Below are 25487 nucleotides of genomic sequence, written 5' to 3' on the forward strand. Positions count from 1 at the left end.
GGGTACAGGTCTCTCGAAGACCGCTCGTGCGGAGAGAGACCCCTCACCCCAACCCTCTCCCCGTAAGAACGGGGCGAGGGGGTGCACTGTCGCTGGAGCGAAGACTGGCCTGTTACACGACTTTCAAAACTTCAGCTTCTTGAACACCGCTTCCGGCAGCGTCTTGATGATCAGCATCACGAGACGCCATCTGCCGCTGACATAGACGATGTCGGTCTTGCTCTCGACGGCGCGAAGGATCTCAGCGCCGACGACGGGGGCTTCGACGGTGAGCGGGCCGATCAGCTTCATGCCTTCGGTCATCCTGGTGCGGACGAAGCCGGGCTTGACCGTGACGACGTGGACGCCGCCACGGCCGGCGCGGGCGCGCAGGCCGGACAGGAAGGCGGAGAAGCCGGCCTTGGCCGAGCCATAGACATAGTTGGAGGCGCGGCCGCGATCGCCGGCGACCGAGGACACGCCGACCAGCGTGCCGCTGCCGCGGCCCAAGAACTTCTCCGCGAACAGGCCGAGGATCAGGGCCGGACCTTCGTAGTTGGAGCGCATGATCGCGGTGGCCTGGGCGAGATCGCTCTGCGCGCTCTCTTGCACACCAAGCAGGCCGACGATCGAGATGACGACATCGGGCAGCGCGGGCAGGCCGCCGACGAAGCCCTCGAACGAGGCGGTGTCGAGCACGTCGAATGTGTGAACACCGACCTCGACATTGTAGCGCGCGCGAAGATCGGCGGCGTCAGGCTCCAGCGCGCCGACGTCGCGGCCGGCGAGCCCCACATCGTATCCCGCTTTGGCAAAGGCGCGCGCCGTGGCGCGGCCGATGTCGGATGAGCCGCCCAGCACCAGTACAGACTTGCGCGACGTCACGGCCTAGACCTCATCGAACAGACGTTGTGAAAGCTTGGAGCGGATGTTGCCGGCGGGGTCGAGCGCTTTGCGGATCGCGTTGAAGCGCGGCAGGGCGGGATAGCCGGCTTCGAGCGTCTCGCGCGACTGGCGCGCATCCTTGGCAAGATAGAGCCGGCCACCGGCCGCGACAACGAGACGGTCGATCTCGTCGAGAAAATTCAGGATGTCGCCGCGCACAGGGAAATCCAGCGCCAGCGTGTAGCCGGGCAGCGGAAACGACAGGATGCCCTCGCCCTCGCCGAGCTTCTTCAGCACCGCGAGGAAGGAGGCATCGCCGCGCCGCGCGACGCGACCCAGAATCTCGCCGACCACGTCCCGCGCGCCGTTCTCCGGGATCACGCATTGATGCTGCAGAAAGCCGCGCTTGCCGTAGATGCGATTCCAGTCGGCAATGCTGTCGAGCGGAAAGAAATAGGGATAGAGCGAGACCACATGGCTGCCGCCGGCGCGGCGCGCGCCCATGCGATAATACAGCTCGTTGAAAACGCGGATGCTGAAGCGGTTCAGCGTCATCGAGGGCAAATCGATGGGCACGCCAAGACCGGGATGCTTGCCGGCGGGAAACGCCGCGGCCCCGGCAGGAAGCTCGTCCTTGCCGGCGTGCTCGCCGAGATAGATCAGCGAGCGGCCGAGATCCTTGCCGCGGGCGGCGCAATCGATCCAGGCCACCGAATAAGTTGCGGCATCGCCTGCATCGAGCGCGCGCATCGCGGCATCGAGATCGGATGCCGAGATCACGCGCTCGCGGATCCATCCCGTTTCGACCTTGCGCAGCCGCAAGGTCGCTTCGAGGATGACCCCGGTCAGGCCCATGCCGCCGATTGTCGCAAAGAATGCGTCGGAGTTCTGCTCGCGCGAGGCTTCGATCAATTCGCCCTCGCCCGTGCGCAGCAGGATGCTGTCGACATAGCGGCCGAAGCCGCCTTCACAATGGTGATTCTTGCCGTGCACGTCGGCGGCGATGGCGCCGCCAATCGACACGAAACGCGTGCCGGGCAGCACGAAGGGCAGGAAGCCGCGCGGGCCGAAGGTCTCGATCAGGTCCGAGAGCAGCACGCCGGCCTCGAGGCGGATTCGGCCGGTCGCCGGATCGAACCACCTGATGCGGTCGAAGCCCGTCATCGTCACGGTCCTGACGGTCCCGATCGCGGCATCGCCATAGGCACGGCCATTGCCGCGCGCCACGGTGCCGGACACGATGGCGTCGGCAACCGACGCGAACGCGCGCGGACGCAGCATCTCGGTATCGACGACCGGGAAGCGCCCCCAGCCGCTGACGAGGGTCATGGCTCAGCTCCTGCGCCGGGCGCGCCGCCCGGCATTGCGAAACTGAGTACCGATCAAAAGCTTATATTGCGTTGAAGGCGTAGCCCGGATGGAGCGCAGCGTATACCGGGATCGTGCCCCAAGTGATGACGGACCGGGATGCGCTGCGCTCCATCCGGGCTACGGACCAAGGGCCTACCGTCCCAGCGCCAGCGCGATCAGGCCGAGGGTGCCGACGATCACGCGCCACCAGGCGAACAGCAGGAAACCGTGCCGGGTGACATAGGTCAAAAACGTCTTCACCACGATGATCGCGGTGATGAACGACACCACGAAGCCGATCGCGACGATGTTGATGTGGTCCATCGTCATCTCGGCGCGGCTCTTGTAGAAGTCGTAGGCGAACGCGCCGATCATGGTGGGGATCGCCAGAAAGAACGAGAATTCCGCCGCCGCGCGCTTGTCGGCTCCGAGCAACATCGCGGCGACGATGCTGGCGCCGGAGCGCGACACGCCCGGGATCATGGCCACGCACTGCGCGATGCCGATATAGAGATACATCAAGAGCGGAAATCTGGTGGCATCATACTCGCGCGGCTTGAGCTCGAGCTTGTCGACCCAGAGCAGGACGGCGCCGCCGACGATCAGTGTGAAGCAGATGACCCACGGATTGAACAGCAGGAGCTTGATGTACTTACCGGCGACGAGGCCGACGATGACAGCGGGCAGGAATGCGACCAGCACGCCGATCACGAAGCGGCGAGCATAGGCATCGCCCGTGAACAGGCCGATCACGACGTCCCACAGCTTGCGGAAGTACAGCCCCACGATCGCGAGAATCGCGCCCAGCTGGATCAGAACCGTAAACGAATCCCAGAACGCGCCTTCGCCGAGATGAAAGAAGCGCTCGGCGATCAGGAGGTGGCCGGTCGAGGATACGGGAAGGAACTCGGTCACGCCCTCGATGATGCCGAGGATCACTGCCCGTATAGCGTCTGACATATTTACGGTCCATTTCGGCTGGAAAAGCGGGGCTCTTCTCGCCTATTCGACCCCATGCCGCAATCGCAAAATGCCAAATCACGCCCTTGCTTCGAGGTTTTGAAGGACTAGTGTGGCGCCGCACAAACATTGATGGATTCTTAAGCACCATCACATAGTCAAAGGCTTCATGTTTACGCTGTTTCATCATCCGTTCTGTCCGCATTCGCGCTTCATTCGCCTGATCGCGGGTGAATACGGGCTCGACCTGAAGCTGATCGAGGAGCGCAGCTGGGAGCGGCGCGAGGCGTTTCTGCTGCTCAATGCGGCCGGCACCACGCCCGTGCTGGTGGACGACGAGCAGCCGCCGATTCCGGGCGCGGCCATCATCGCCGAATATGTCGATGAGGCCTATGGGGCCGGGATGGGCCCCAAGCGCCTGATGCCGGAGACGCTTGCCGAGCGTGTCGAGGTGCGCCGGCTGATGGCCTGGTTCAACGAAAAGTTCTTCGAGGAAGTCTCGCATCCACTCGTCACCGAGCGCATCTACAAGCGCTTCATGAGCGAGGAGAACGGCGGCGGGCCGCCTTCGGCCGACGTGATGCGCGCAGCGAAGGCCAATGTGCGCTATCATCTGGCCTATATCGGCTGGCTGGCGCAGACCCGCAACTTCCTCGCCGGCGACCGGCTCACCTACGCGGATCTCGCCGCCGCGGCGCACCTTTCGGCGATCGACTATCTGGGCGACGTGCCATGGAGCGAGGACGACGCAGCAAAGGCGTGGTACGCGCGGGTGAAATCCCGCCCGTCGTTCCGTCCGCTCCTCAGCGAATGGCTGGCCGGCGTGCCGGCGTCGCGGACCTATGTGGACCTGGATTTCTGAGCTGCGACCCGACTGAACTGAAGGCGGCGCTGGCGCGCGAAGCGCACGCGCTCGGCTTCGACTGCATCGGCGTCACCGCGCCGGGCTCGATCGATGCAGCCGGACAACACTTCCTCGAATTCATCGCCTCGGGCGGCCATGGCGACATGGATTGGCTTGCGAACCAGCCGGAGCGCCGCGTCGACCCGCGCGGGCTGTGGGCCGATGTGCGCAGCGTGATCATGCTCGGCGTCAATTACGGTCCCGACTCCGATCCGCTCGCGATCCTGAAGCAGCGCGCGCGCGCGGCGATCTCGGTCTATGCGCAAGGCGACGACTATCACGACCTCATCAAGAAGCGGCTGAAGGCGCTGGCGCGCTGGCTGGTCGCGACCGCGCCGAGCGAGGTGAAGGTGTTCGTCGACACCGCGGCAGTGATGGAGAAGCCGCTGGCGCAGGCCGCGCATCTGGGCTGGCAGGGCAAGCACACCAATCTCGTCTCGCGCGAGTTCGGCTCGTGGCTGTTTCTCGGCGCGATCTACACCACGCTGGAGCTGCCGCGCGACGAACCCGAGATCGATCATTGCGGCTCGTGCCGAGCCTGCCTCGACATCTGCCCGACCGCGGCGTTTCCAGCGCCCTACAAGCTAGATGCGCGGCGCTGCATCTCGTATCTGACCATCGAGAACAAGGGCCCGATCCTGAACGAGTTTCGCAAGAGCATCGGCAACCGCATCTATGGCTGCGATGATTGCCTTGCCGCCTGCCCCTGGAACAAATTTGCGCAAGAGGGGCGTGAGGCAAAACTCGCCGCGCGCGACGAGTTGCGCGCGCCCTCGCTCGCTGAGCTGGCACGGCTGGACGACGCGGCATTCCGTGCGCTGTTCACGAAATCGCCGGTGAAGCGCATCGGCCGCGACCGGTTCGTGCGCAATGTGCTGATTGCGATCGGCAACTCAGGCGAGGTGGCGCTGGCTGAGGCGGCGCGGCGATTGTTGGATGACGCAAGTCCGCTGGTGCGCGGCGCGGCGGTGTGGGCGCTGGGCCAGTTGCTGGCGCGCGAAGAGTTTGAGGCGATGAAGGGTGCTGCGATCAGTAACGAGCACGACGAGAGTGTGCGCAAGGAGTGGCGCGCCGCTTCCTAGCTCACCGTAGTCATTCCCCGCGAAGGCGGGGAATCCAGTACGCCGCGGCCTATCGATTCAATCACAACTGCCGCGGAGTACTGGATCGCCCGGTCAAGCCGGGCGATGACACTCGTGTTGTGGCTGGCACATGCTCTCACCACCCTTGATTTCCCCGCCCATTCCCGCAATCTCGCGCGTCATGACAAGCATGCCTTTCTTCACCCGCGACGGCGATACATTCCATCCGACGGAAGTCGCCAACGGTCCATGGGATCCGAAATCGCTGCACGGACGCGTCATCGTCGGCCTGCTCGGCTTCGTCATCGAGGAGCGCCATTCCGGGCCCGAATTCGTGCCGGCGCGGCTCACGGTCGACATGTTCCGGCTGCCGACTATCGACAAGCCGATCGAAGTGACGACGCGGCTGGTGCGCGACGGCATGCGCATCCGCGTGGTGGAAGCGGAGTTCTTTTCCGGCGGGGTCAGCATGGCGCGCGCCTCGTGCCAGCTGCTGCGCAAGACGCAAAATCCCGATGGCAATGTCTGGTCGCCGCCGAACTGGGACGCACCGAAGCCGGCCGAGATCCCCAAGCCGACCGATCCCAGGCTCGGCATGAACGGCAAATGGGCGACACGCCCGATCGTCGGCCATATGGGCTCGCTCGGCCCGCGCAGATTGTGGATGAGCGAGGTGCGCGAGCTCGTCGCGGGCACCCCGATGACGCCGTTCGTCCGCGTTGCCACCGGCGCCGATTTTGCGAGCCCGTTTGCCAATGCCGGCGACCAGGGGCTCGGCTACATCAACAGCGATGTCACGATCTATCTGCACCGCCTGCCCGTGACAGAGTGGATCGGCTTCGAGGTGGTGAACCACCAAGCCAGCGACGGCGTCGCGATCGGCGAATGCTGGCTCTATGACGAACAGGGTCCGATCGGCACCGCGACGGTGGCCGCGCTGGCGCAGCGCAAGCCGATGGTGAATCCGTCGAAGCGGTAGGAGCGCGCGCCTCTCTCCGGTCGTCATTCCGGGATGCGCCGTCAGGCGCAGACCCGGAATCCATCGGGCCGCAGGCCAAGAGTTGAAATGGATTCCGGGTTCGCGCTTCGCGCGCCCCGGAATGACGACCTAGTCCAAATGCCGCTGCATCTCCGGCCGCGCCTTCAGTTCGGCACCCTGCTTGGCGACGATCTTCGCGATCCGCTCCGGGGCGAAGTTCAAATCGACGAACGCCGGCGCGGTGTTGGCGACCTCGTGATAGCTCGCGATCCTGCCGCCCTTCAGCGTCATGATCGCAACGCCCTCGAACATCGCCCGCGCGCCGTTTGCTTCCGGCAGGGTCGATCTATAGCTGAAGGTGTAGCGCGCATAGAGCGTGGTGCCGTCGGTGACGGGATCATGCATGTCCCAGCGGAAATCGGTCGCCGTGCGGTAGAACCAGTCGTCGATCATCGCGGCGATCTTCGCGCGGCCGGCGAAGGCGCCGTAGAAGACATCGTGATAGACGCCGTCCTCGGTGAACAGCTGGGCGAAGGCTTCGCCGTTGCGCTGCTCGACGGCATCGCAGAAGGCGCGCAGCATGGCGGTGGTGGTCATTGGCGTTGCCTCCCAGTTGTTATGCCCTCTCCCCTTGCGGGAGAGGCCAGCTCCGCTCGTTGACGCGCATTTCGTTCGGGTGAGGGGTTGCTTCCGCGAGTCCAACTCTCATTCGGGCCCGTGGAGAGAACCCCTCATCCGACTTCGCTTCGCGAAGCCACCTTCTCCCGCAAGGGGAGAAGGAAGAGGACACATCACCCGATCTCAGCCACCGCCGCAAGAATGCGCGCGATGTCCTGCGGGCGGGAGAGGCGGTGATCGCCGTCCTGGATCATGGTCAGCACGACGTCGTCGGCCGGCAGGCGATGAGTCAGCGCAAACGCGTGCTGCCAGGGCACATCAGGGTCCTTCGCGCCTTGCAGGATGCGGACGGGGCAGCCGAGATCGATGGCGCTGCCGAGCACGAGGTGATTGCGTCCCTCCTCGATCAGGTTCCGCGTGATCGGATAGGGCGAGCCGTCGCCATATTCCGACGGGCGCAGCCAGAAACCCTTGGTCTCGATCTCCTTCTTCACTGCGGGCGAAAAATTCTTCCACATCAGCTCTTCGGTGAAATCGGGCGCCGGCGCGATCAGCACGAGCCCTGCAAGCGACGCTTTGCCGGCACGCTTCCTGATCTCGCGGGCGAGCAGCAGCGCCATCCAGCCGCCCATCGACGAGCCGATCAGGATTTGCGGGCCGTCGCAGAAGCGTTCGAACACCGCAACGCTATCCTCGAGCCAGCTGCCGATCGTCCCAATGGCGAAATCGCCGCTGGATTCGCCGTGGCCGGAATAGTCGAACCGGACGATTGCGCGGCCGCGCTCGTGGGCCCAGGCATCCAGCGCCACGGCCTTGCCGCCCTGCATGTCCGACTTGAATCCGCCCAGCCAGACCAGGCCGGGGCCTTTTCCGGGACGGCGGCGCACCGCGATCCTGCGTGCGGACGGCCCCTCGCCCACATCGATGAATTCAAGCGCGGCATCGGGAATTGCGTCGGTCATGGAACGTTTACTCTGGCTGTGCGGTTTGAGCTGTCCGGACCTGTTCCGAAAGCACGACCGGCATCGCTATTGGTCCTTTGGGACGCTTGCGGAACAGAGGCAAGGTGTCTATGTCGGTCAGCGTGCCGAGGGCCGTGACCAAAATGCCTCGCATTTGAGGGTTTTTCGCGCCTCGCACCAGCGACTTGCTTGCCGGCAAACGCATCTTCCTTCAAAATAGCCGCTTCTTTCACAACTTTGGAGAACCACCCATTCGCCGTCCTAATAAAGCTCCGCCCGCTGCCAGCAAAGACGGGCCGCGCATCAATGATGATATCCGCAATGCGCAAATCCAGCTGATCGACCAGACCGGTGACAACAAAGGCACGGTCGAGACCGTCGTCGCCATCCGCATGGCGCAGGAAGTCGGGATGGATCTGGTCGAGATTTCGCCGAATACCAGCCCTCCCGTCTGCAAGATCATGGACTACGGGAAGTACAAGTATTCCGCTCAGAAGAAAGCCGCGGAAGCCCGCAAACGGCAGAAGACCGTCGAGATCAAGGAGATCAAGCTCCGTCCGATGATCGACGACCACGATTACGACGTGAAGATGCGCGCGATGCAGCGCTTCTTCGAAGAGGGCGACAAGGTCAAGATCACGCTGCGCTATCGCGGCCGCGAAATGGCGCACCAGGAGATCGGCACCAAGTTGCTCGACAAGATCAAGACCGACGTCGCCGAGCTCGCCAAGGTCGAGCAGGACGCGCGGTTCGAAGGTCGCCAGGTCGTAATGGTGCTGGCACCGCGCTGACGCGCAACGCTTTAGGACCTCGAGAATTCAACGGCCCGTCCGGATCCCCGGCGGGCCGTTTTGTGTGTCAGGTCCTCGTCGCCTGCCAGGTTCCGCTGCACTGGTCGCCGGAGATAATTCCCTTCCACGACCCGGCGCCGTTCACGCCGGCGAGCCGGCCGCCGCCACTGGCGTGGGAGGCGCCGACCGAGACCTGCACGGCGACAGCGCCGGAACGGTTGACCCGGCCCGAGACCCGGCCGCCGCCGGCGGAGGAGACGCGGGTGCCGGTCACGGTGAAGGGAACGCTGTAGCCCGAGCTGCAATTGCCGCGGGTGGTGGCGAAGGTGACGTTCCAGATGCCGTCATAGCCGCCGGCGCGGGCGTCAGCCGCCTGTGGCAGCGCAGCCGCGGCGAGCACGGCGAACAGCGCCAGAGGGCGCGGGCGGACGAATGAAATCAGAAGTTGCGGGAAATGAGCCATTTTGGACCTGCTTCAGGCGAGAAGGCTTGGACATGAGGGGTGGCAGCGTTCAATAGTCGGCGGGCAGGTTGCGGCGGTTCATCGTTGCCAATTGGCCTCTCCTCTGTCATAAGCCCAGCCTTCACCGCCCGGCTGATTTACGGGCTGCCGTGGCGGTGTCTCGTGCGGGTTTCGCGCCTGTTCGCAAAACTTGAGCACAATCAACGCTCTAACGAGCATTTTTGACGGTCCAGCCGCCTTCGCGGGCGGATCTCTGTGGCCATTAGGAGAGCCAAATGCCCAAGCTGAAGACCAAATCGGGCGCTAAAAAGCGCTTCAAGGTGACTGCCACCGGCAAAGTGATGCACGCCCAGCGCGGCAAGCGTCACGGCATGATCAAGCGGACGAAGAAGCAGATCCGTCAGCTCCGCGGCACCCGCGTGCTGTTCAAGACCGACGGCGACAACGTCAAGAAGTACTTCTTGCCGAACGCCTGATCGGGTCCACGATCATTGCCACCTCTGCCGCGCATCCCGCGGCGATCCGATAACCAAGTCATCTCTGAAGGATCTCGTCATGTCTCGCGTCAAACGCGGTGTGACCGCCCACGCCAAGCACAAGAAAGTCTACAAGGCCGCCAAGGGCTTCTATGGCCGCCGCAAGAACACCATCCGCGCCGCCAAGCCGGCCGTGGAAAAGGCCCAGCAATACGCCTTCCGCGACCGCAAGCGTCGCAAGCGCACCTTCCGCGCGCTCTGGATCCAGCGCCTCAACGCCGCGGTCCGTCCGTTCGGCCTGACCTACAGCCGATTTATCGACGGCCTTGCCAAGTCGGGCATCACCGTGGACCGCAAGGTGCTGTCGGATCTCGCGATCCGCGAGCCCGCCGCGTTCCAAGCGATCGCCGAGAAGGCCAAAGCCGCGCTGGCGGCGTAAGCCGCCCCACTGCGCGACTTGCGCAGCGTTCAGCTTGTGATGGCCCGGGCAGAGGCGCGTGTCGCGCGTTCATCGCCCCGGCCGTCATCTCTCGCGCATACACTTCTCCGACGTGGATGCCCGGCGAATCTAACGCGAAGATGCGCTTCGCGCTTTTGGCCGGGCGTGACGGGCTAGGATCATCGGCTCAGCATCCTGGCCAAAAGGGATTGCCATGACCGATCTTGCCCAGCTCCAAGCCCAGATCATCGCCGACATCGCCGCCGCTGCCGACGAGGCCGCGCTCGAGGCCGTGCGTGTTGCAGCCCTCGGCAAGAAGGGCTCGATCTCGGCGCTGCTCGCCACGCTCGGCAAGATGTCGCCGGACGAGCGCAAGACGCAAGGCGCGGCGATCAACCAGGCCAAGGACGAAGTCAGCCAGGCGCTCGCGGTACGGCGCGATGTGCTGAAGTCGGCGGCGCTCGATGCGCGGCTGGCGTCCGAGACCGTCGACGTGACCCTGCCGCTGCGCGATGCGCCGGCTGAGGCCGGCCGCATCCATCCGCTGAGCCAGGTCTGGGACGAGCTCACCACCATCTTCGCCGACATGGGATTCTCGGTGGCCGAAGGCCCCGACATCGAGACCGACGATTACAACTTCACCAAGCTGAATTTCCCGGAAGGCCATCCGGCGCGCGAAATGCACGACACGTTCTTCTTCCATCCGAAGCAGGACGGCTCGCGCATGCTGCTGCGGACCCACACCTCGCCGGTGCAGGTGCGCACCATGCTGAGCCAGAAGCCGCCGATCCGCGTGATCTGCCCGGGCCGCACCTATCGCATCGATTCGGACGCGACCCACACGCCGCAATTCCACCAGGTCGAGGGCCTCGTCATCGACAAGAGCTCGCATCTCGGCCATCTCAAATGGATCCTGCACGAGTTCTGCAAGGCGTTCTTCGAGGTCGACCACATCAACATGCGCTTCCGGCCCTCGTTCTTCCCGTTCACCGAGCCTTCGCTCGAAGTCGACATCCAGTGCCACCGCGACAAGGGCGAGATCCGCTTCGGCGAGGGCGAGGATTGGCTCGAGATTCTCGGCTGCGGCATGGTGCATCCCAACGTGCTGCGCGCCTGCGGCATCGATCCCGACGAGTACCAGGGCTTCGCCTGGGGCATGGGCATCGACCGCATCGCCATGCTGAAATACGGCATCGCCGATTTGCGCCAGCTGTTCGACAGCGACGTCCGCTGGCTGAGCCACTATGGCTTCAAGCCGCTCGAAGTGCCAACGCTTGCCGGAGGGCTCAGCACGTGAAATTCACCCTCTCCTGGCTGAAGGATCATCTCGAGACCGACGAGCCGCTCGAAAAACTCGCCGACAAGCTCACCATGATCGGGCTCGAGGTCGAGAACATCGAGGACAAGGCGAAGGCGCTGAAGCCGTTCACCATTGCGAAGGTGATCTCGGCCGAGCAGCATCCGAATGCGGATCGCCTGCGCGTCTGCATGGTCGACACCGGCGACGGTGGTGCGCCGGTGCAGGTGGTGTGCGGCGCGCCGAATGCGCGCACCGGGCTCGTCAGCGTGTTTTCGCCACCCGGCACCTACATTCCCGGAAAGGATATCACGCTCGGCGTTGGCACCATCCGCGGCGTCGAGAGCCGCGGCATGTTGTGCTCGGCGGCCGAGCTGCAGATCTCCAACGATCATGACGGCATCATGGAATTGCCGGCGGACGCGCCAATCGGTGCTGCCTATGCCGAATGGGCCGGCCTCGGAGATCCCGTCATCGAGATCAATCTGACGCCGAACCGGCAGGACTGCACCGGCGTGCACGGCATCGCGCGCGATCTCGCCGCCGCCGACATGGGCAAGTTCAAGGATCCCACGATCAAGCCGATCAAAGGCGAATTCCCCTGCCCCGTGAAGGTCACGGTCGAGGATGCCACGCTCTGCCCGGGCTTCGCGCTCCGCCTCGTGCGTGGCGTCAAGAATGGGCCGTCACCGGAATGGCTGCAGAAGCGGCTGACCGCGATCGGCCTGCGTCCGATCAACGCGCTGGTCGACATCACCAATTTTGTGACCTACGACCGCGCACGCCCGCTGCACGTGTTCGACGCCAAGAAGGTGAAGGGCAATCTCGTCGTGCGCCGCGCGCGCGAGGGCGAGAGCCTGCTGGCGCTCGACGGCCGCACCTACAATCTCGATCCCGCCATTTGCGTGATCGCGGACGAGCACGGCGTCGAATCGCTCGCCGGCATCATGGGCGGCGAAGCATCGGGCTGCGACGAGAACACCACAGACGTGCTGATCGAATCGGCGCTGTGGAACGAGATCAACATCGCCCAGACCGGCCGCAAGCTCGGCATCAATTCGGACGCGCGCTACCGCTTCGAACGCGGCGTCGATCCGGCCTTCATGGTGCCCGGCATCGAGCTCGCGACCAAGCTGGTGATGGAGATGTGCGGCGGCACGCCGTCCGAAACGATCGTGGTCGGCAAATCATTCGCCGACGACCACATGATCGACTTCCCGGTCACGGAAGTGAAGCGCCTCTCCGGCATCGAGGTGCCGCAGGTCGAGATGAAGCGCATCCTGACCCATCTCGGCTTCATGATGGCGGGTCCCGGCCCGGTGGTAAAGGTCGCAGTGCCCTCGTGGCGCTCCGACGTGCACGGCAAGGCCGACATCGTCGAGGAGATCGTCCGCATCTTCGGCGTCGACAAGGTGCCGATGACGCCGTTCGAGCGCGGCGACGAGCCGCGCAAGCCGGTGCTGACGCCGCTGCAGCTGCGCAACCGCCGCGCGCGGCGCGCGCTCGCGAGCCGCGGCATGGTCGAAGCCGTGACCTGGTCGTTCATCGCCAAGCCTGCGGCCGAATTGTTCGGCGGCGGACAGCGCGAGCTCGAGGTTGCCAACCCGATCGCCTCGGATCTCTCCGACATGCGCCCGACCCTGCTGGCCGGCCTGATCGCGGCGGCGCAGGCCAATGCCGATCGCGGCTTCGGCGATGTCGCGCTGTTCGAGGTCGGCCAGGTGTTCAAGGGCGATCGCCCGCAGGACCAGTTCATGGCGGCGAGTGGCGTGCGCCGCGGCCTTACTTCGTCCGAAGGGCTCGGCCGGCACTGGACCGGCTCGGCGCAGGCCGACGTGTTCGACGCCAAGGCCGATGCGCTGGCGGTGCTGGCGGCAGCCGGCGCGCCGATGCAGGCGCTGCAGATCGTGGCGGGTGGTCCCGGCTGGCTGCATCCGGGCCGCTCCGGTACGATCCAGATCGGACCGCAGAACGTGCTCGGATATTTCGGCGAAGTGCACCCGAGAGCCCTCGAGGCGCTCGGCGCCGACGGGCCGCTTGTCGTGTTTGAGGTGATCCTCGACCGCATCCCCGAGGCGAAGAAGAAGCCGACGCGCGCCAAGCCCTTGATCGAGCTCTCGGCGTTCCAGCCGGTGTCGCGTGACTTCGCTTTCATCGTCGACCGCGCCGTCAAGGCCGGCGACATCGTTCGCGCGGCGCAAGGCGTCGACAAGAAGCTGATCACCGGCGTCAATGTCTTCGATATCTACGAAGGCAAGGGCATCGATGACGGCAAGAAGTCGATCGCGATCGCGATCACGCTGCAGCCGCGCGAGAAAACCCTGACCGATCAGGAGATCGAGGCCGTCGCCACGAAGATCGTGGCCGAGGTCACCAAGAAGACCGGCGGCACGTTGCGCGGATGAGTCCTGCTGACTTCCTTCCGAAGGACGTCAGCCTCACGATCGCGGCGGCGCTCTGCGCCGTCGCTTTCGTTTCGGGCACAGCGCGCGGCTTCTCCGGCTTCGGTTCGGCGCTGATCTTCATGCCGCTGGCGAGCAGCATCGCGGCACCGCGGCTCGTTGCTGCCCTGCTTCTCGTCATCGATTTCGTCGCAGCCGCGCCGCTGCTGCCAGATGCATGGCGGAAGGCCGATCGCAAGGCCACGGCCGTGATAGTGCTGGGCGCGCTGATCGGCGTACCCATCGGCACCTATTTCCTCAGCGTGCTCGAACCCGTTACCACGCGCTGGATCATCTCCTGCTTCGTAGCGGCGCTGCTCCTTCTGCTGCTGTCGGGCTGGCGCTATCGCGGCAAGGACCATGCCTGGCTGTCGGTGGGCATCGGCGGCCTCTCCGGCTTCTGCAGCGGGCTCGCGCAAACCGGCGGCCCGCCGATCGTCGGCTACTGGCTCGGCCGCCCGATCGCGCCGATGGTCGCGCGCGCCAATATCGTGCTGTTCTTCGGCGCCTCGGATTTCTTCTCGATGGTCAGCTACGCGACGACCGGCCTGATCAGCCGCGAATCGCTGGTGCTGTCGCTGATCGTCGGCCCGGTCTATGCGGTTGGCGTTGCGTTCGGCAGCTCATTGTTCGGCCGCGCCAGCGAGAGGGTGTTTCGCGGCATCTGCTACGCGCTGATTGCGATGGCGGTGATCTTTGGATTGCCGGTGCTGGATGGCGTGCTGCGATAACATCTCCGCTGTCGTCCCGGGGCGCGCGTAGCGCGAGCCCGGGACCCATAACCCCGGGGAGTGGTTATGGGGCAAGGTGGCAACTCCGAGTCTTCGCCAAACCACTCCCTGTGAGTATGGGTCCCGAATCTGCGCTCCGCTTCGCTGCGCCTGTCCGGACGACAGTGGAATTTATCGCGGCTTGATCGTCTTACTGCTTCGGCACGCGCCGCTTCTTCGTCGACTGGGTCGGCACGTCGGCCGGCTCGTCCTTCAGCGCGCCGATCTTGCGCAGGGCTGCATCGGCGGCGCGTTCGCCGCTTTCCCAGGCGCCGTCGACGGTGCCCCAGAGCGTCTCGTGCGTGGCTTCGCCGGCGAGGAACACATTGCCGATCGGCTCGGCCAGGGTCCTTCGCGACAGCTGGCCGCCCGGCGAGGCTGCCGACATCGCGCCCATGACGTAAGGCGAGGCGTTCCAGCGCGTGGCGCTGGTCTTCTGCACCACGGAAGCGGCCTCGCTGCCGAACAGCTTCGTGATCCATTCCCTGGCGAAAGCCACCATCGCCTTCTCGCCCTGCTCGGCGAGATCGCGGCCGAACGAGCCGCCGACATCGATCGAGCACAGCGAGGAGCCGCCGATATTGGCTAACATCAGCGCCGTGCGGGTCGAATTGCTCTGCTCGATCAGGATATCGTCGCGCGACAGGCCGAGCGGATTGCCCGGCAGCTGCAGCACGATGCGATCGTAGCTACCGAGGCTGAGCTTCGATGCCGCATCCAGCGTCCGCTTGGGAATGTCGGGCGCGAACTTGATCGCGCCCGATGTCAGCACATTGGTCGAGACCGTGACGATGGCGGCGCGCGCCGCGATCTTGCCGGCTTGCGTCTCGATGCTGACGTCGCGATTGCTCCAGGCGATGCGGCTCGCCGGCGTCGACAGCGCCACCGGCGCCTGCTCGGCGAGCCTAGCGATCAGTGTGCCCAAACCCTGCCGGCAGGCGATCGCCGCGTTGCGGTCCTGCGCGCGTCCCTTGTCGATCGCGGAGAGCTCCTTCAGGTCCTTGCCGGCAAAGCTCGCGCCCAGCATGAACTCGGCCGCGCCGGCCCAGTCGCCGAGATCCTTCGGCATCACCGATGCGCAGGAGGTGTCGAGCTTGCCCCGCCCGGCCTCGTCGATGGCGCGGTTGGCGCGCACCAGGGCGGCCAGGAACTGCTCGGTCTCGCCCGCGCGGGCATTGCGGCGGCCGATGCGCATTCTCTGGCCCGAGGGCGCCGGCAGCACGTCCAGCCCGGCACTGCGCGCCAGCCGGATCATCGGGTTGGTGTCCGGATTGTACATCCAGCGCGCGCCGCGGTCGAACGGCGTGTCGAAGGTCGTGCTGTCGGTGATGCAGCGGCCGCCGACTTGCGCGGCCGCTTCCACTACGATGACCTTGCGGCCCGTTGCCAAGATACGCCGCGCCGCGGCAATTCCCGCCGCCCCCGCGCCGATCACGACGATGTCAGCCTCGCGCGGCAGGGGCGCGGCGGATGCGCGCAGCACCGGCATCGCCGCAAGGGCCGCCGACGCCGAAAGAAAGCCGCGGCGCGTGATTGTCATGTCATGGTTTCCGGGGACTTGCGGCGAACGTGAACAGCCCGCGAACCTTGCCGTATCCGATGTTGCGCAGCAACCAGGATGGTGAATCAACCATGCTTGATCTCACAGAGTGATGAACCGAATTGCAACACGTTTCGACCATGATAGAGAAGGGAAAAAGACGGCCGGAAAAGGCCGTGGGGGGTTGAGATGGGGACGGTCCTGGATTCTGTCGGCAAGGTGATTGCCGCGTACCTCTCAAAGGAGGTGCCGGGCTATGAGCCGTTCACGCCGAGCGACCCCGAGCATCTGCGCGGCATCATCGAGCCCGGCGACGTGCTGCTGGTCGAGGGCAACAACCGCATCTCCGGCATCATCAAATACTTGACGCAGTCGACCTGGTCGCACGCCGCGCTCTATGTCGGTCCGATTGATGGGGCAGAGGAGTCCAATGGCGAGCCGCATGTTCTGATCGAGGCCAATATCGGCGAGGGCGTCACCTCGGCGCCGCTGTCGAAATATTTCCCCTATCATACCCGCGTCTGCCGTCCGGTCGGGCTGTCCTATGAGGATCGCACCACGGTGTGCCGCTATGCGATCAACCGCATCGGCTTCGGCTACGACACCAAGAACATCGTCGACCTCATGCGCTATCTGTTCCCGCTGCCGATACCGCAGCGCTGGCGCCGACGCATGATCGCGATCGGCTCGGGCGACCCGACCAAGATCATCTGCTCGGCGCTGATCGCGCAGGCCTTCGACGCCGTGCGCTACCCGATCCTGCCGAAGATCACCAAGGCCGGCAGCCGCGCCGCACGGCGCGAGATCCTGCACATCCGCGATTCCTCGCTCTACATGCCCCGCGACTTCGACATCTCGCCCTATTTCGAAGTCGTCAAACCCACCATCGTGCACGGGTTCGACTACACCGCCTTGCACTGGGCAGACAAGCAGAAGCCGCTCGAGGAGGTGGCGGGCTCATTCAGTGTGTTTCCAGAAGCGCTCGTGGCGCCGCCGCTCGCTCCTGAAGCGGCTGACGAAGCGACGTCGGGTGAAATTCCGGCTCAAGAAGTGAGCGCGCCGCCTGCGCGAGCCAGCGTGGCTTTCTCCGAGCATTTTGTACAACTGAGCGAGCTCGCGATGTATCGCGCGCGGGCGCGGGAGATGACGGCTTAGGTTCGCACGGTCTCGTAGGGTGGGCAAAGGCGCAAAGCGCCTTGCCCACTTTCTGGCGCGATCACTGATCGATGGTGGGCACGCTCCGCTTTGCTCACCCTACGAGACTTCGCCACGAGCGCAGCGAAGCAACGACGGTGGAGAGAGCGCGCGCTACCGATCCGCCCGTCCGATCACCGCCATCAGCTCCGCGATCTTGGCGCGCTGGTCGGCCTTGTCGCCGCTCGCGATGGCGTGTTCGACGCAATGGGCGACGTGATCCTTCAAAACCTCTTCCTCGACCCGGCGCAACGCGGCGCGCACCGCCGCGATTTGCGTCACGATGTCGATGCAGTAGCGGTCTTCCTCTACCATTCTCGAGAGGCCACGAACCTGGCCCTCGATCCGGCCGAGGCGTTTTCCGACGGATGCCTTGATGTCTTTGCGCATGGGGTCTATATACCCCTACCGGGTATAGGTTTCAAGAGCAAGCGCAAAGGCCGGAACATGGCAATGAACGACAACGAGCACGAGCATCGTCACAGCGCGGCAACGCATTCCGGATGCGGCTGTTCCACGAAAGCTGCAGCGCCGGCTGCGAAACCCGAGGCTTCCTCGTGCTGCGGCGGCCACGGCGATCATGCCGGCCACGACCATCACCACGGCGACGCCGCAACCAAGGTCAAAGATCCCGTCTGCGGCATGATGGTCGATCTCGCGACCTCGAAGCATCGCATCACACATCGCGGCGAGACATTCCATTTCTGCTCGGCCGGCTGCCGCACCAAGTTCGCCGCCGATCCCGCCAAGTATCTTGCCAAGGACAAGGCGCCCGAACCGGAGATGCCCGCGGGCACGATCTACACCTGTCCCATGCACCCGCAGATCCGCCAAGTCGGTCCGGGCACGTGCCCGATCTGCGGCATGGCGCTGGAGCCTGAGGTCGCAAGCCTTGAGACCGGCCCCAATCCCGAGCTCGCCGACATGACGCGGCGGTTCTGGATCGGCGGCGTGCTGTCCCTGCCGCCGATCGCGCTGGAGATGGGCGGCCATCTCGCAGGCCCCCACAGCTGGATCGATCCGACCGTGTCGAACTGGATCCAGCTCGTCTTTGCAACGCCCGTGGTGCTGTGGGCCGGCTGGCCGTTCTTCGTTCGCGGCTGGCAATCGCTGCTGACGCGCAATCTCAACATGTTCACGCTGATCGCGATGGGTACGGGCGTTGCCTATGTCTACAGCGTGCTCGGCACGGTCACGCCCCAGATCTTCCCCGCCACCTTCCGCGGCCATGAGGGCGCGGTCGCAGTCTATTTCGAGGCGGCCGCCGTCATCACCGTCCTGGTGCTGCTCGGCCAGGTGCTGGAGCTGCGCGCCCGTGATGCGACCTCGGGCGCAATCAAGGCGCTGCTGCAGCTCGCGCCGAAGACCGCGCGCCGCGTCGACGCCGACGGCAGCGAGCACGAGGTCGAGATCGACACGCTGCACGCCGGCGATCGCCTGCGCGTCCGTCCCGGCGAGAAGGTGCCGGTCGACGGCATCATCCTCGAAGGCCGCTCGTCGCTCGATGAATCGCTGGTAACGGGCGAATCCATGCCGGTCACCAAGGAGACCGGCGCAAAGGTCATCGCCGGCACGCTGAACCAGTCCGGCAGCTTCATCATGCGTGCCGACAAGGTCGGGCGCGAGACGCTGCTGTCGCAGATCGTGCAGATGGTCGCGGACGCGCAGCGCTCGCGCGCCCCGATCCAGCGCCTGGCTGACCAGGTCTCCGGCTGGTTCGTGCCGGCCGTGATCGTCGTTGCCCTCGCCGCCTTCGGTGCCTGGGCCTGGTTCGGACCGGAGCCGCGGCTGGCCTTCGGCCTGGTCGCGGCTGTCAGCGTGCTGATCATCGCATGTCCCTGCGCGCTCGGCCTCGCGACGCCGATGTCGATCATGGTCGGCGTCGGCCGCGGCGCGCAAGGCGGTGTGCTCATCAAGAACGCCGAGGCGCTGGAGCGTATGGAGAAGATCGACACGCTCGTGGTCGACAAAACAGGCACGCTGACCGAGGGCAAGCCCAAGGTGGTGACGATCGCGCCGGCGTCCGGCTTCGCGGAAGAAGACATCCTCCGGCTGGCGGCCACCGTCGAGCGCGCCAGCGAGCATCCGCTGGCCGACGCCATCGTGCGCGCGGCCAAGGAAAAGCAGCTCACCCTCGGCCAGGTCGAGCAGTTCGACTCGCCGACGGGCAAGGGCGCGACGGGCAAGGTCGACGGCAAGACCATCGTGCTCGGCAATGCCAGATATCTGTCGTCGATCGGCGTCGACACCCATTCGCTCGCCGCCGAAGCCGAGCGGCTGCGCGGTGACGGCGCCACCGTGATCAACATGGCCGTCGACGGCCGGCTTGCCGGCCTGTTTGCGATCGCAGATCCGGTCAAGGCCTCGACGCCGGAGGCGCTGAAGGCGCTCGCGGCGGAAGGCATCAAGGTGATCATGCTGACCGGAGACAACCGCACCACGGCCGAGGCCGTGGCGCGCCGGCTCGGCATCGCCGAGGTCGAGGCCGAAGTGCTGCCGGACCAGAAGAGCGCGGTAGTGACCAAGCTGCAGAAGGCCGGCCGCAGCGTCGCCATGGCCGGCGACGGCGTCAACGACGCGCCGGCGCTGGCGGCGGCCGAGGTCGGCATCGCCATGGGCACCGGCACCGACGTGGCGATGGAGAGCGCCGGCGTGACGCTGCTCAAGGGCGACCTCGTCGGCATCGTCCGCGCGCGAAAACTGTCGCAGGCGACGATGAGCAACATCCGGCAGAACCTGTTCTTCGCCTTCATCTACAACGCCGCCGGGATTCCGATCGCCGCCGGCGTTCTCTATCCGGCGTTCGGTCTGCTGCTCTCCCCGATCATCGCCGCGGCGGCGATGGCGCTGTCCTCGGTCAGCGTCGTCGGCAACGCGCTGCGGCTGCGTGCGACGCGGCTGTAAGGACGCTGTGTAGCCCGGATGGAGCGTAAGCGAAATCCGGGGGTCCTGCCGCATATTGCACCGTCCCGGATTGCGCTTCGCTCCATCCGGGCTACGGTTCAGAGGACATAAGCGGGAGCATCTGATGCAGCGGATTACCATCACGATCGAGGACGATCTCCTGGCGGAGATCGACGCCGCGGCCGAAGCGCGCGGTTACCAGAACCGCTCCGAGATCATCCGCGACCTCGCGCGCGCCGGCCTGCAGCAGAGCGCCGAGGACACCGCGCAAACCGGCCAATGCGTTGCCGGCCTCATCTACGTCTATGACCACGCAGCGCGCGATCTGTCGAAACGGCTGGTGCAGGAATTCCACGGCCACCACGACCTCGCGCTGGCGACGCTGCATGTCCACCTCGACGACAACAATTGCATGGAGATGACGGCGCTGCGCGGCGCGGCCTCCGAGGTCAGGCATTTCGCCGATCACATCATCGCCGAACGCGGCGTGCGCTACGGCCGCGTGGTGATGATCCCGACGGGGGACGGCAAGTCGGCGAAGGCGCGCAAGCACGGGCATAGACACGACTAGGCTGAATCTTACCCTCCAGGGGAGGGTAAAGAAGAAATCGCGCCACCTTCACCGACAAGGGGAGACGGCCCACCGCCCTTGCCGAAGCCGCATCCGGTGTCTACCTCTCGCGCAGTGTCTACCTCAGAGGGTCCCCCATGCTGGATGCCGCCATTAAGGCGCTGTCGCAATTGATCTCGCCGCCGATGCGCTCGATCCTGTGGCGGTCGATCGGGCTCGCGTTGGTGCTGATCACCGTGCTGGCGATCGGCTTGCAGCGGCTGCTCAGCTGGTTTGCGACCTCCGGCGAGGTGTGGCTGGAAGGCCTGCTCGGGCCGGGCTGGCATTCTTCGATCGAGGTTCTCTCCTGGATCGTCTCGATCGTGACGGGTCTCGGCGTCGTGTTCGGCGGCATCTTCCTGATGCCGGCGATCACCTCGCTGGTGGCGAGCCTGTTCGTCGACGACGTCGCCGACATCGTCGAGCGCGAGCATTATCCGGCCGAGCGGCCGGGCGCGGCACTGCCGTTCAGCCGGGCGATGCTCGAGGGCATCAAGACCGCGCTCGTGGCCATCCTGGTCTATCTCGCCGCTCTGCCGCTGGTGCTGTTCGCCGGCGCCGGTTTCCTGATCTTCTTCCTCGCCGCCGCCTGGCTGCTTGGCCGCGAATATTTCGAGCTCGCCGCGATGCGCTTCCGCCCGCCGGAGGAGGCCAAGGCGATGCGGCGCGACAATGCCGCGACCATCTTCACCGCCGGCCTGTTCATCGCCGCCTTCGTCTCGATCCCGATCGTCAATCTGGCGACGCCGATCTTCGGCATGGCCTTCATGGTCCACATGCACAAGCGCCTGTCAGGCCCGCGGCCCGAGTTGATCGAGCCGGCGCGGCAGGTGCGATAGCGGCGCCGAGGCAGCGCTGCCTCACACCGTCTTCTCCGGCCAGCGGCAGAGATCGTTGATCAGGCAGACTTCGCAGCGTGGCTTGCGCGCGATGCACGTATAACGGCCGTGCAGGATCAGCCAATGATGCGCGTGCAGCATGAACTCGGCCGGGATCACTTTTTCGAGGCCGAGCTCGACCTCGAGCGGCGTCTTGCCGGGCGCTAGGCCCGTGCGATTGCCGACGCGGAAGACGTGGGTGTCGACTGCCATCGTGTGCTCGCCGAAGGCCATGTTGAGCACGACGTTGGCGGTCTTGCGACCTGCGCCGGGCAACGACTCGATCTCGGCCCGCGTGCGCGGCACCTCGCCGCCGAATTCACTGAGCAGCTTGGCCGACAGCGAGATCACGTTCCTGGCCTTGGTGCGGTAGAGGCCGATCGTCTTGATGTACTCGCGCAAGCGCTCCTCGCCGAGATCGAGCATCTTCTGCGGGGTGTCGGCAACCTCGAACAGCGCACGCGTCGCCTTGTTGACGCCGGCATCGGTCGCCTGTGCCGACAGCACCACCGCGACCAGCAGCGTGAACGGGTTGACGTGCTCGAGCTCGCCCTTGGGCTCCGGATTGGCCTTGCGGAAACGGCTGAAGACTTCGTGGACCTCGGCCGGCGTCCACGGTCTTGTGGCTTTAAGTGATTTCTTCGCGGGCGCCTTCGGCTTGGTCGCGGCCGGTCTTGCCATTTTCTTCGGCACCGCCGCTTTGCGCGGGACCGGCTTGCGGGTGATTTTCGCCATGATCGGGATATACTGATGGACGATGAGCACAGGCAACGAAATTGCGCGATCGCGATCTGAGAGCGAGGATGAGCCTCAGATCTTCTCCGCGCTGCTGACGCCGCACCGCTCGCTGAACCGCACCGGCTTTCTCGCCGTGATGCTGTTCCTGAGCACCGTCGGCTTCGTCACGGGCCTCGCTTTCCTGATGATGGGCGCCTGGCCGGTGTTCGGCTTCTTCGGTCTCGACGTGCTCGTGATCTGGTGGGCCTTCAAGGTCAATTTTCGCGCGGCACGGGCCAGCGAGGAAATCGTGGTGACGCCGTCGGAATTGCGGGTGCGGCGCGTCAGCCATCGTGGCCAGGTTGCCGAATGGACCTTCAATCCGCTCTGGGTCCGGCTCGACCAGGAGGTCGATGAGGAATACGGCATCGAGCACCTTTATCTGATCTCCCGCGGCCGCCGCCTGCTTATCGCGGGCTTTCTCGGGCCGGCAGAAAAGGCCAGCTTTTACAATGCCTTGGTGGGGGCTCTCAACGCCGCGCGGCGTGGCCCGACCTATCATCCGGCGACCTGAGCACAGTCGGAAATCGGGTGGTTTCGCGCCAGTCCCTCCCCTACATTTCCGGTCATGATGACCCTTGCGATACATGACCAGCGCCTGGCCAGGCCGGGCACCCAGAACGCCGCGTTGCGCGACTATGATTCGGTGCGGCGGGCGATCGCCTTCATCTCGGCGAACTGGCGCGCGCAACCGACCATCGAGGCGATGGCGGATGCCGCTGGCGTCACGCCGGATGAGCTGCACCATCTGTTCCGCCGCTGGGCTTCGATCACGCCGAAGGCTTTCATGCAGGCACTCACCCTCGACCACGCCAAGAACCTGCTCAGGGATTCCGCCAGCATCCTTGACGCGGCGCTCGACTCCGGCCTGTCCGGGCCGGGCCGGCTGCACGACCTCTTCGTCACCCATGAAGCGATGTCGCCGGGCGAATGGAAGAACGGCGGTGCCGGCCTCACCCTGCGCTACGGCTTCCATTCCTCGCCGTTCGGCACCGCGATCGTGATCGCCACCGATCGCGGCCTGTCGGGCCTCGCCTTCGCCGATCACGGCGAGGAGAAGATCGCGCTCGCCGACATGACGCGGCGCTGGCCGAACGCCACCTATGTGGAAGATCACGAAGGCACCGCGCCGCTCGCCGCGCGCATCTTCGATCCAAAATTGTGGCGGCCGGATCAGCCGCTGCGCGTGGTGCTGATCGGCACCGATTTCGAAGTGCGGGTGTGGGAGACGCTCTTGAAGATTCCGATGGGCCGCGCAGTGTCCTATTCCGACATCGCCTGCAACATCAGGAATCCCAAGGCTTCACGCGCCGTCGGTGCCGCCGTCGGCAAGAACCCGGTCTCCTTCGTCGTGCCCTGCCATCGCGCACTCGGCAAGAGCGGCACGCTCACCGGCTATCATTGGGGCATCACCCGCAAGCAGGCGATGCTGGGCTGGGAGGCCGGGCAGCTGGGGCTGCAGTAGGCAAGATGCAGTAGGATTTCGAAGGGTGGGTTAGCGCAGCGTAACCCACCTCTCTGGTTTCCGCAGAACAGAAGTGGTGGGTTACGCCAGCGACTGCGCTTTGCGCAGTCGCCGTCTAACCCACCCTACGGCACCGCGCTTGCGGCAAAGTCTACCCCGCCAGATCCAGCTTCGAGGCCACGGTCGAATCCGCGTTGAGGCGGTAGATGATCGGCACGCCGGTGGCGAGCTCGCGCTTCAAAATGCCTTCGGGCGAGAGCTTCTCCAGCACCATGATCAGCGCGCGCAGCGAGTTGCCGTGGGCGGCAACCAGCGTGCGCTTGCCGTTGAGCACACCGGGCAGGATCTCCTGCACGTAGTACGGCAACGCGCGCGCGAGCGTGTCCTTCAGGCTTTCGCCGCCGGGCGGCGGCACGTCGTAGGAGCGGCGCCAGATCAGCACCTGCTCCTCGCCCCATTTCTTGCGGGCGTCGTCCTTGTTGAGACCGGAGAGATCACCGTAGTCGCGCTCGTTGAGCGCGAGGTCCTTCGAAGTCGGCAGACCCTCCTGGCCGAGCTCAGCGAGGATGAGATCGAGCGTGTGCTGCGCGCGCGTCAGCACCGAGGTGTAGGCGACGTCGAACACCAGGCCCTGTGCCTTCAGCTTGCGGCCGGCTTCTTTGGCTTCCTTCACGCCGAGCTCGGTGAGGTCAGGGTCCTTCCAGCCCGTGAACAGGTTCTTCAGATTCCATTCGCTCTGGCCGTGGCGCACGAGCACGAGAAGGCGTTCGCTCATTGACTGCTTTCCGTTGCTTGATTGGATCAGATATCGTCGAGGCCGAGCACGTCGGCCATGGTGTAGTGCCCCGGCTTCTTGCCGTGCGCCCACAGCGCGGCCTTGAGCGCACCATGGGCGAACAGCATGCGGTCCTCGGCCTGATGCGACAGCGTCAGGCGCTCGAACGGGCCGAGGAAGGTGACGCTGTGGTCGCCGGCCACGGTGCCGCCGCGCAAGGAGGCGAAACCGATATTGCCCGGCCGACGGGCGCCGGTGATGCCGTCACGGCCGCGTTCGGAATGGTCATCGAGAGTAACCCCGCGGCCGCTCGCTGCGGCCTGGCCCAGCATCAGCGCGGTGCCCGAAGGCGCATCGACCTTCATACGGTGATGGGTCTCGACGATCTCGATATCAAAACTCTGGTCGAGCGCCTTGGCAACGCGCTTGACCACGGCGGCGAGCAGATTGACGCCAAGACTCATATTGCCCGACTGCACCACCACGGCGCGATTGGTGACGCTCTTGATCACGGCATTGTCCGAGCCGGACAGGCCGGTCGTGCCGACGACGTGCACGAGGCCGCGCTCGGCGGCGATCGCGACATTGGCGATGGTCGCCGCAGGCACTGTGAAATCGAGGATGCCGTCGGCCTCCTTGCACATCGCCCAGAGATCGGCGGAGAGCTTGATGCCGTTGGCGGGCAGGCCGGCGAGCACGCCGGCATCCTTGCCGAGCAGCTGGGAGCCCGGCGCCTCCAGCGCGCCGGCCAGCACGGCGCCCTCGCTTTCAGCAATCGCCCGCACCAGCGCCCGGCCCATCCGGCCGCCGGCTCCCGCAACAATCAAGCGCATGTCGGACATGGTGTGATCCTCTTCGAGGCCGTTGTAGCGGGGGGAGGCAGTTCCGGCAACCGAGGCCCAAGAGGGCGATGCGTGCCTTTACCCTCCCCTGGAGGGGGAGGGTAAA

The 25487-nt window shown here is 65.4% G+C and carries 26 protein-coding genes; 15 read left to right on the top strand and 11 right to left on the bottom strand.

From position 1 onward, the window contains the following. Positions 1 to 123: 123 nt before the first annotated feature. The 3 genes from I6F31_RS30645 to I6F31_RS30655 form a co-directional block, all read right to left on the bottom strand. Positions 124 to 864, bottom strand: a complete 741-nt coding sequence (locus I6F31_RS30645; RefSeq protein WP_225186588.1) for an SDR family oxidoreductase — start codon at positions 862 to 864, stop codon at positions 124 to 126. Between the two features lie 3 nt (positions 865 to 867). Next, complete coding sequence (locus tag I6F31_RS30650; RefSeq protein WP_225114671.1) at positions 868 to 2193, bottom strand: FAD-binding oxidoreductase; 1326 nt, start codon at positions 2191 to 2193, stop codon at positions 868 to 870. A 174-nt stretch (positions 2194 to 2367) separates the two neighbouring features. Continuing rightward, positions 2368 to 3174 carry an undecaprenyl-diphosphate phosphatase gene (locus I6F31_RS30655; protein ID WP_036003355.1) on the bottom strand — a complete coding sequence of 269 codons (807 nt, stop codon included), beginning with the start codon at positions 3172 to 3174 and terminating at the stop codon, positions 2368 to 2370. 169 nt (positions 3175 to 3343) lie between these two features. Between I6F31_RS30655 and I6F31_RS30660 the strand changes: the two genes are divergently transcribed. From I6F31_RS30660 to I6F31_RS30670, 3 genes are all read left to right on the top strand, one after another. Then, positions 3344 to 4036, top strand: a complete 693-nt coding sequence (locus tag I6F31_RS30660) for a glutathione S-transferase family protein (RefSeq protein ID WP_036024387.1) — start codon at positions 3344 to 3346, stop codon at positions 4034 to 4036. Next, complete coding sequence (gene queG / locus I6F31_RS30665) at positions 3985 to 5160, top strand: tRNA epoxyqueuosine(34) reductase QueG (RefSeq protein WP_225186589.1); 1176 nt, start codon at positions 3985 to 3987, stop codon at positions 5158 to 5160. The genes I6F31_RS30660 and queG overlap by 52 nt, the downstream gene beginning before the upstream one ends. A 181-nt stretch (positions 5161 to 5341) precedes the next feature. After that, complete coding sequence (locus tag I6F31_RS30670) at positions 5342 to 6139, top strand: acyl-CoA thioesterase domain-containing protein (RefSeq protein ID WP_225186590.1); 798 nt, start codon at positions 5342 to 5344, stop codon at positions 6137 to 6139. Positions 6140 to 6268: 129 nt separating this feature from the next. On the opposite strand, the gene I6F31_RS30675 is transcribed toward I6F31_RS30670, so the two are convergent. Both I6F31_RS30675 and I6F31_RS30680 read right to left on the bottom strand, forming a co-directional pair. Beyond that, positions 6269 to 6736, bottom strand: coding sequence for a nuclear transport factor 2 family protein (locus tag I6F31_RS30675; protein WP_036024382.1), 468 nt, complete (start codon positions 6734 to 6736; stop codon positions 6269 to 6271). A 194-nt stretch (positions 6737 to 6930) separates the two neighbouring features. Further along, positions 6931 to 7719 (bottom strand): alpha/beta hydrolase, encoded by a 789-nt coding sequence (locus I6F31_RS30680; protein ID WP_036045665.1) that lies wholly within the window; start codon positions 7717 to 7719, stop codon positions 6931 to 6933. A gap of 251 nt (positions 7720 to 7970) precedes the next feature. Between I6F31_RS30680 and infC the strand changes: the two genes are divergently transcribed. Then, a complete protein-coding gene (gene infC / locus I6F31_RS30685) occupies positions 7971 to 8510 on the top strand; it encodes a translation initiation factor IF-3 (RefSeq protein ID WP_074447655.1) in 540 nt (179 codons plus the stop codon). A 67-nt stretch (positions 8511 to 8577) separates the two neighbouring features. Here the strand turns inward: infC and I6F31_RS30690 are convergent, their stop codons facing one another. Then, positions 8578 to 8973: a hypothetical protein gene (locus I6F31_RS30690; RefSeq protein WP_225148374.1), complete on the bottom strand. Its 396-nt coding sequence runs from the start codon at positions 8971 to 8973 to the stop codon at positions 8578 to 8580. A 275-nt stretch (positions 8974 to 9248) separates the two neighbouring features. On the opposite strand from I6F31_RS30690, the gene rpmI reads away from it, so the two are divergent. From rpmI to I6F31_RS30715, 5 genes are all read left to right on the top strand, one after another. Continuing rightward, entirely contained in the window at positions 9249 to 9449 is a 201-nt protein-coding gene (gene rpmI / locus I6F31_RS30695) for a 50S ribosomal protein L35 (protein WP_008539890.1), read from the top strand. Between the two features lie 79 nt (positions 9450 to 9528). Then, positions 9529 to 9888: a 50S ribosomal protein L20 gene (gene rplT / locus I6F31_RS30700; protein ID WP_027550107.1), complete on the top strand. Its 360-nt coding sequence runs from the start codon at positions 9529 to 9531 to the stop codon at positions 9886 to 9888. 214 nt (positions 9889 to 10102) lie between these two features. After that, a complete protein-coding gene (gene pheS / locus I6F31_RS30705; RefSeq protein ID WP_225186591.1) occupies positions 10103 to 11185 on the top strand; it encodes a phenylalanine--tRNA ligase subunit alpha in 1083 nt (360 codons plus the stop codon). Beyond that, positions 11182 to 13590, top strand: a complete 2409-nt coding sequence (gene pheT, locus I6F31_RS30710; protein ID WP_225186592.1) for a phenylalanine--tRNA ligase subunit beta — start codon at positions 11182 to 11184, stop codon at positions 13588 to 13590. The genes pheS and pheT overlap by 4 nt, the downstream gene beginning before the upstream one ends. Beyond that, on the top strand, positions 13587 to 14357 hold the full coding sequence (locus I6F31_RS30715) for a sulfite exporter TauE/SafE family protein (RefSeq protein ID WP_225186593.1): 771 nt from the start codon (positions 13587 to 13589) through the stop codon (positions 14355 to 14357). Before pheT ends, I6F31_RS30715 begins: the two co-directional genes overlap by 4 nt. A gap of 190 nt (positions 14358 to 14547) precedes the next feature. Here I6F31_RS30715 and I6F31_RS30720 read toward each other — a convergent pair whose 3' ends face one another. Further along, positions 14548 to 15936 (bottom strand): NAD(P)/FAD-dependent oxidoreductase, encoded by a 1389-nt coding sequence (locus I6F31_RS30720; protein ID WP_225186594.1) that lies wholly within the window; start codon positions 15934 to 15936, stop codon positions 14548 to 14550. A gap of 189 nt (positions 15937 to 16125) precedes the next feature. Between I6F31_RS30720 and I6F31_RS30725 the strand changes: the two genes are divergently transcribed. Further along, a complete protein-coding gene (locus I6F31_RS30725; protein WP_225186595.1) occupies positions 16126 to 17091 on the top strand; it encodes a YiiX/YebB-like N1pC/P60 family cysteine hydrolase in 966 nt (321 codons plus the stop codon). Between the two features lie 153 nt (positions 17092 to 17244). Here the strand turns inward: I6F31_RS30725 and I6F31_RS30730 are convergent, their stop codons facing one another. Then, a complete protein-coding gene (locus I6F31_RS30730; protein ID WP_036003300.1) occupies positions 17245 to 17520 on the bottom strand; it encodes a metal-sensitive transcriptional regulator in 276 nt (91 codons plus the stop codon). Positions 17521 to 17583: 63 nt separating this feature from the next. On the opposite strand from I6F31_RS30730, the gene I6F31_RS30735 reads away from it, so the two are divergent. From I6F31_RS30735 to I6F31_RS30745, 3 genes are all read left to right on the top strand, one after another. Beyond that, complete coding sequence (locus I6F31_RS30735) at positions 17584 to 20034, top strand: heavy metal translocating P-type ATPase (RefSeq protein WP_225186596.1); 2451 nt, start codon at positions 17584 to 17586, stop codon at positions 20032 to 20034. A gap of 124 nt (positions 20035 to 20158) precedes the next feature. Further along, positions 20159 to 20605, top strand: coding sequence for a nickel-responsive transcriptional regulator NikR (nikR, locus tag I6F31_RS30740; RefSeq protein WP_109141916.1), 447 nt, complete (start codon positions 20159 to 20161; stop codon positions 20603 to 20605). 137 nt (positions 20606 to 20742) lie between these two features. Further along, a complete protein-coding gene (locus I6F31_RS30745) occupies positions 20743 to 21483 on the top strand; it encodes a sulfate transporter family protein (RefSeq protein ID WP_225148381.1) in 741 nt (246 codons plus the stop codon). A 21-nt stretch (positions 21484 to 21504) separates the two neighbouring features. Here the strand turns inward: I6F31_RS30745 and nth are convergent, their stop codons facing one another. Beyond that, entirely contained in the window at positions 21505 to 22257 is a 753-nt protein-coding gene (gene nth, locus I6F31_RS30750; protein ID WP_225174070.1) for an endonuclease III, read from the bottom strand. Between the two features lie 22 nt (positions 22258 to 22279). Here nth and I6F31_RS30755 point away from each other — a divergent pair, with 22 nt between their 5' ends. Continuing rightward, positions 22280 to 22813, top strand: a complete 534-nt coding sequence (locus I6F31_RS30755; protein ID WP_225186597.1) for a DUF2244 domain-containing protein — start codon at positions 22280 to 22282, stop codon at positions 22811 to 22813. A gap of 54 nt (positions 22814 to 22867) precedes the next feature. Then, positions 22868 to 23764, top strand: coding sequence for a bifunctional helix-turn-helix domain-containing protein/methylated-DNA--[protein]-cysteine S-methyltransferase (locus I6F31_RS30760; protein ID WP_036024351.1), 897 nt, complete (start codon positions 22868 to 22870; stop codon positions 23762 to 23764). Between the two features lie 151 nt (positions 23765 to 23915). On the opposite strand, the gene I6F31_RS30765 is transcribed toward I6F31_RS30760, so the two are convergent. Both I6F31_RS30765 and dapB read right to left on the bottom strand, forming a co-directional pair. Beyond that, positions 23916 to 24539, bottom strand: coding sequence for a 2,3-bisphosphoglycerate-dependent phosphoglycerate mutase (locus I6F31_RS30765; RefSeq protein WP_036003261.1), 624 nt, complete (start codon positions 24537 to 24539; stop codon positions 23916 to 23918). Positions 24540 to 24565: 26 nt separating this feature from the next. After that, positions 24566 to 25381 carry a 4-hydroxy-tetrahydrodipicolinate reductase gene (dapB, locus tag I6F31_RS30770; protein WP_036046077.1) on the bottom strand — a complete coding sequence of 272 codons (816 nt, stop codon included), beginning with the start codon at positions 25379 to 25381 and terminating at the stop codon, positions 24566 to 24568. Positions 25382 to 25487: the final 106 nt, after the last annotated feature.

The organism is Bradyrhizobium sp. NBAIM01, from assembly GCF_020194115.1.
GTDB classification, from domain to species: domain Bacteria; phylum Pseudomonadota; class Alphaproteobacteria; order Rhizobiales; family Xanthobacteraceae; genus Bradyrhizobium; species Bradyrhizobium yuanmingense.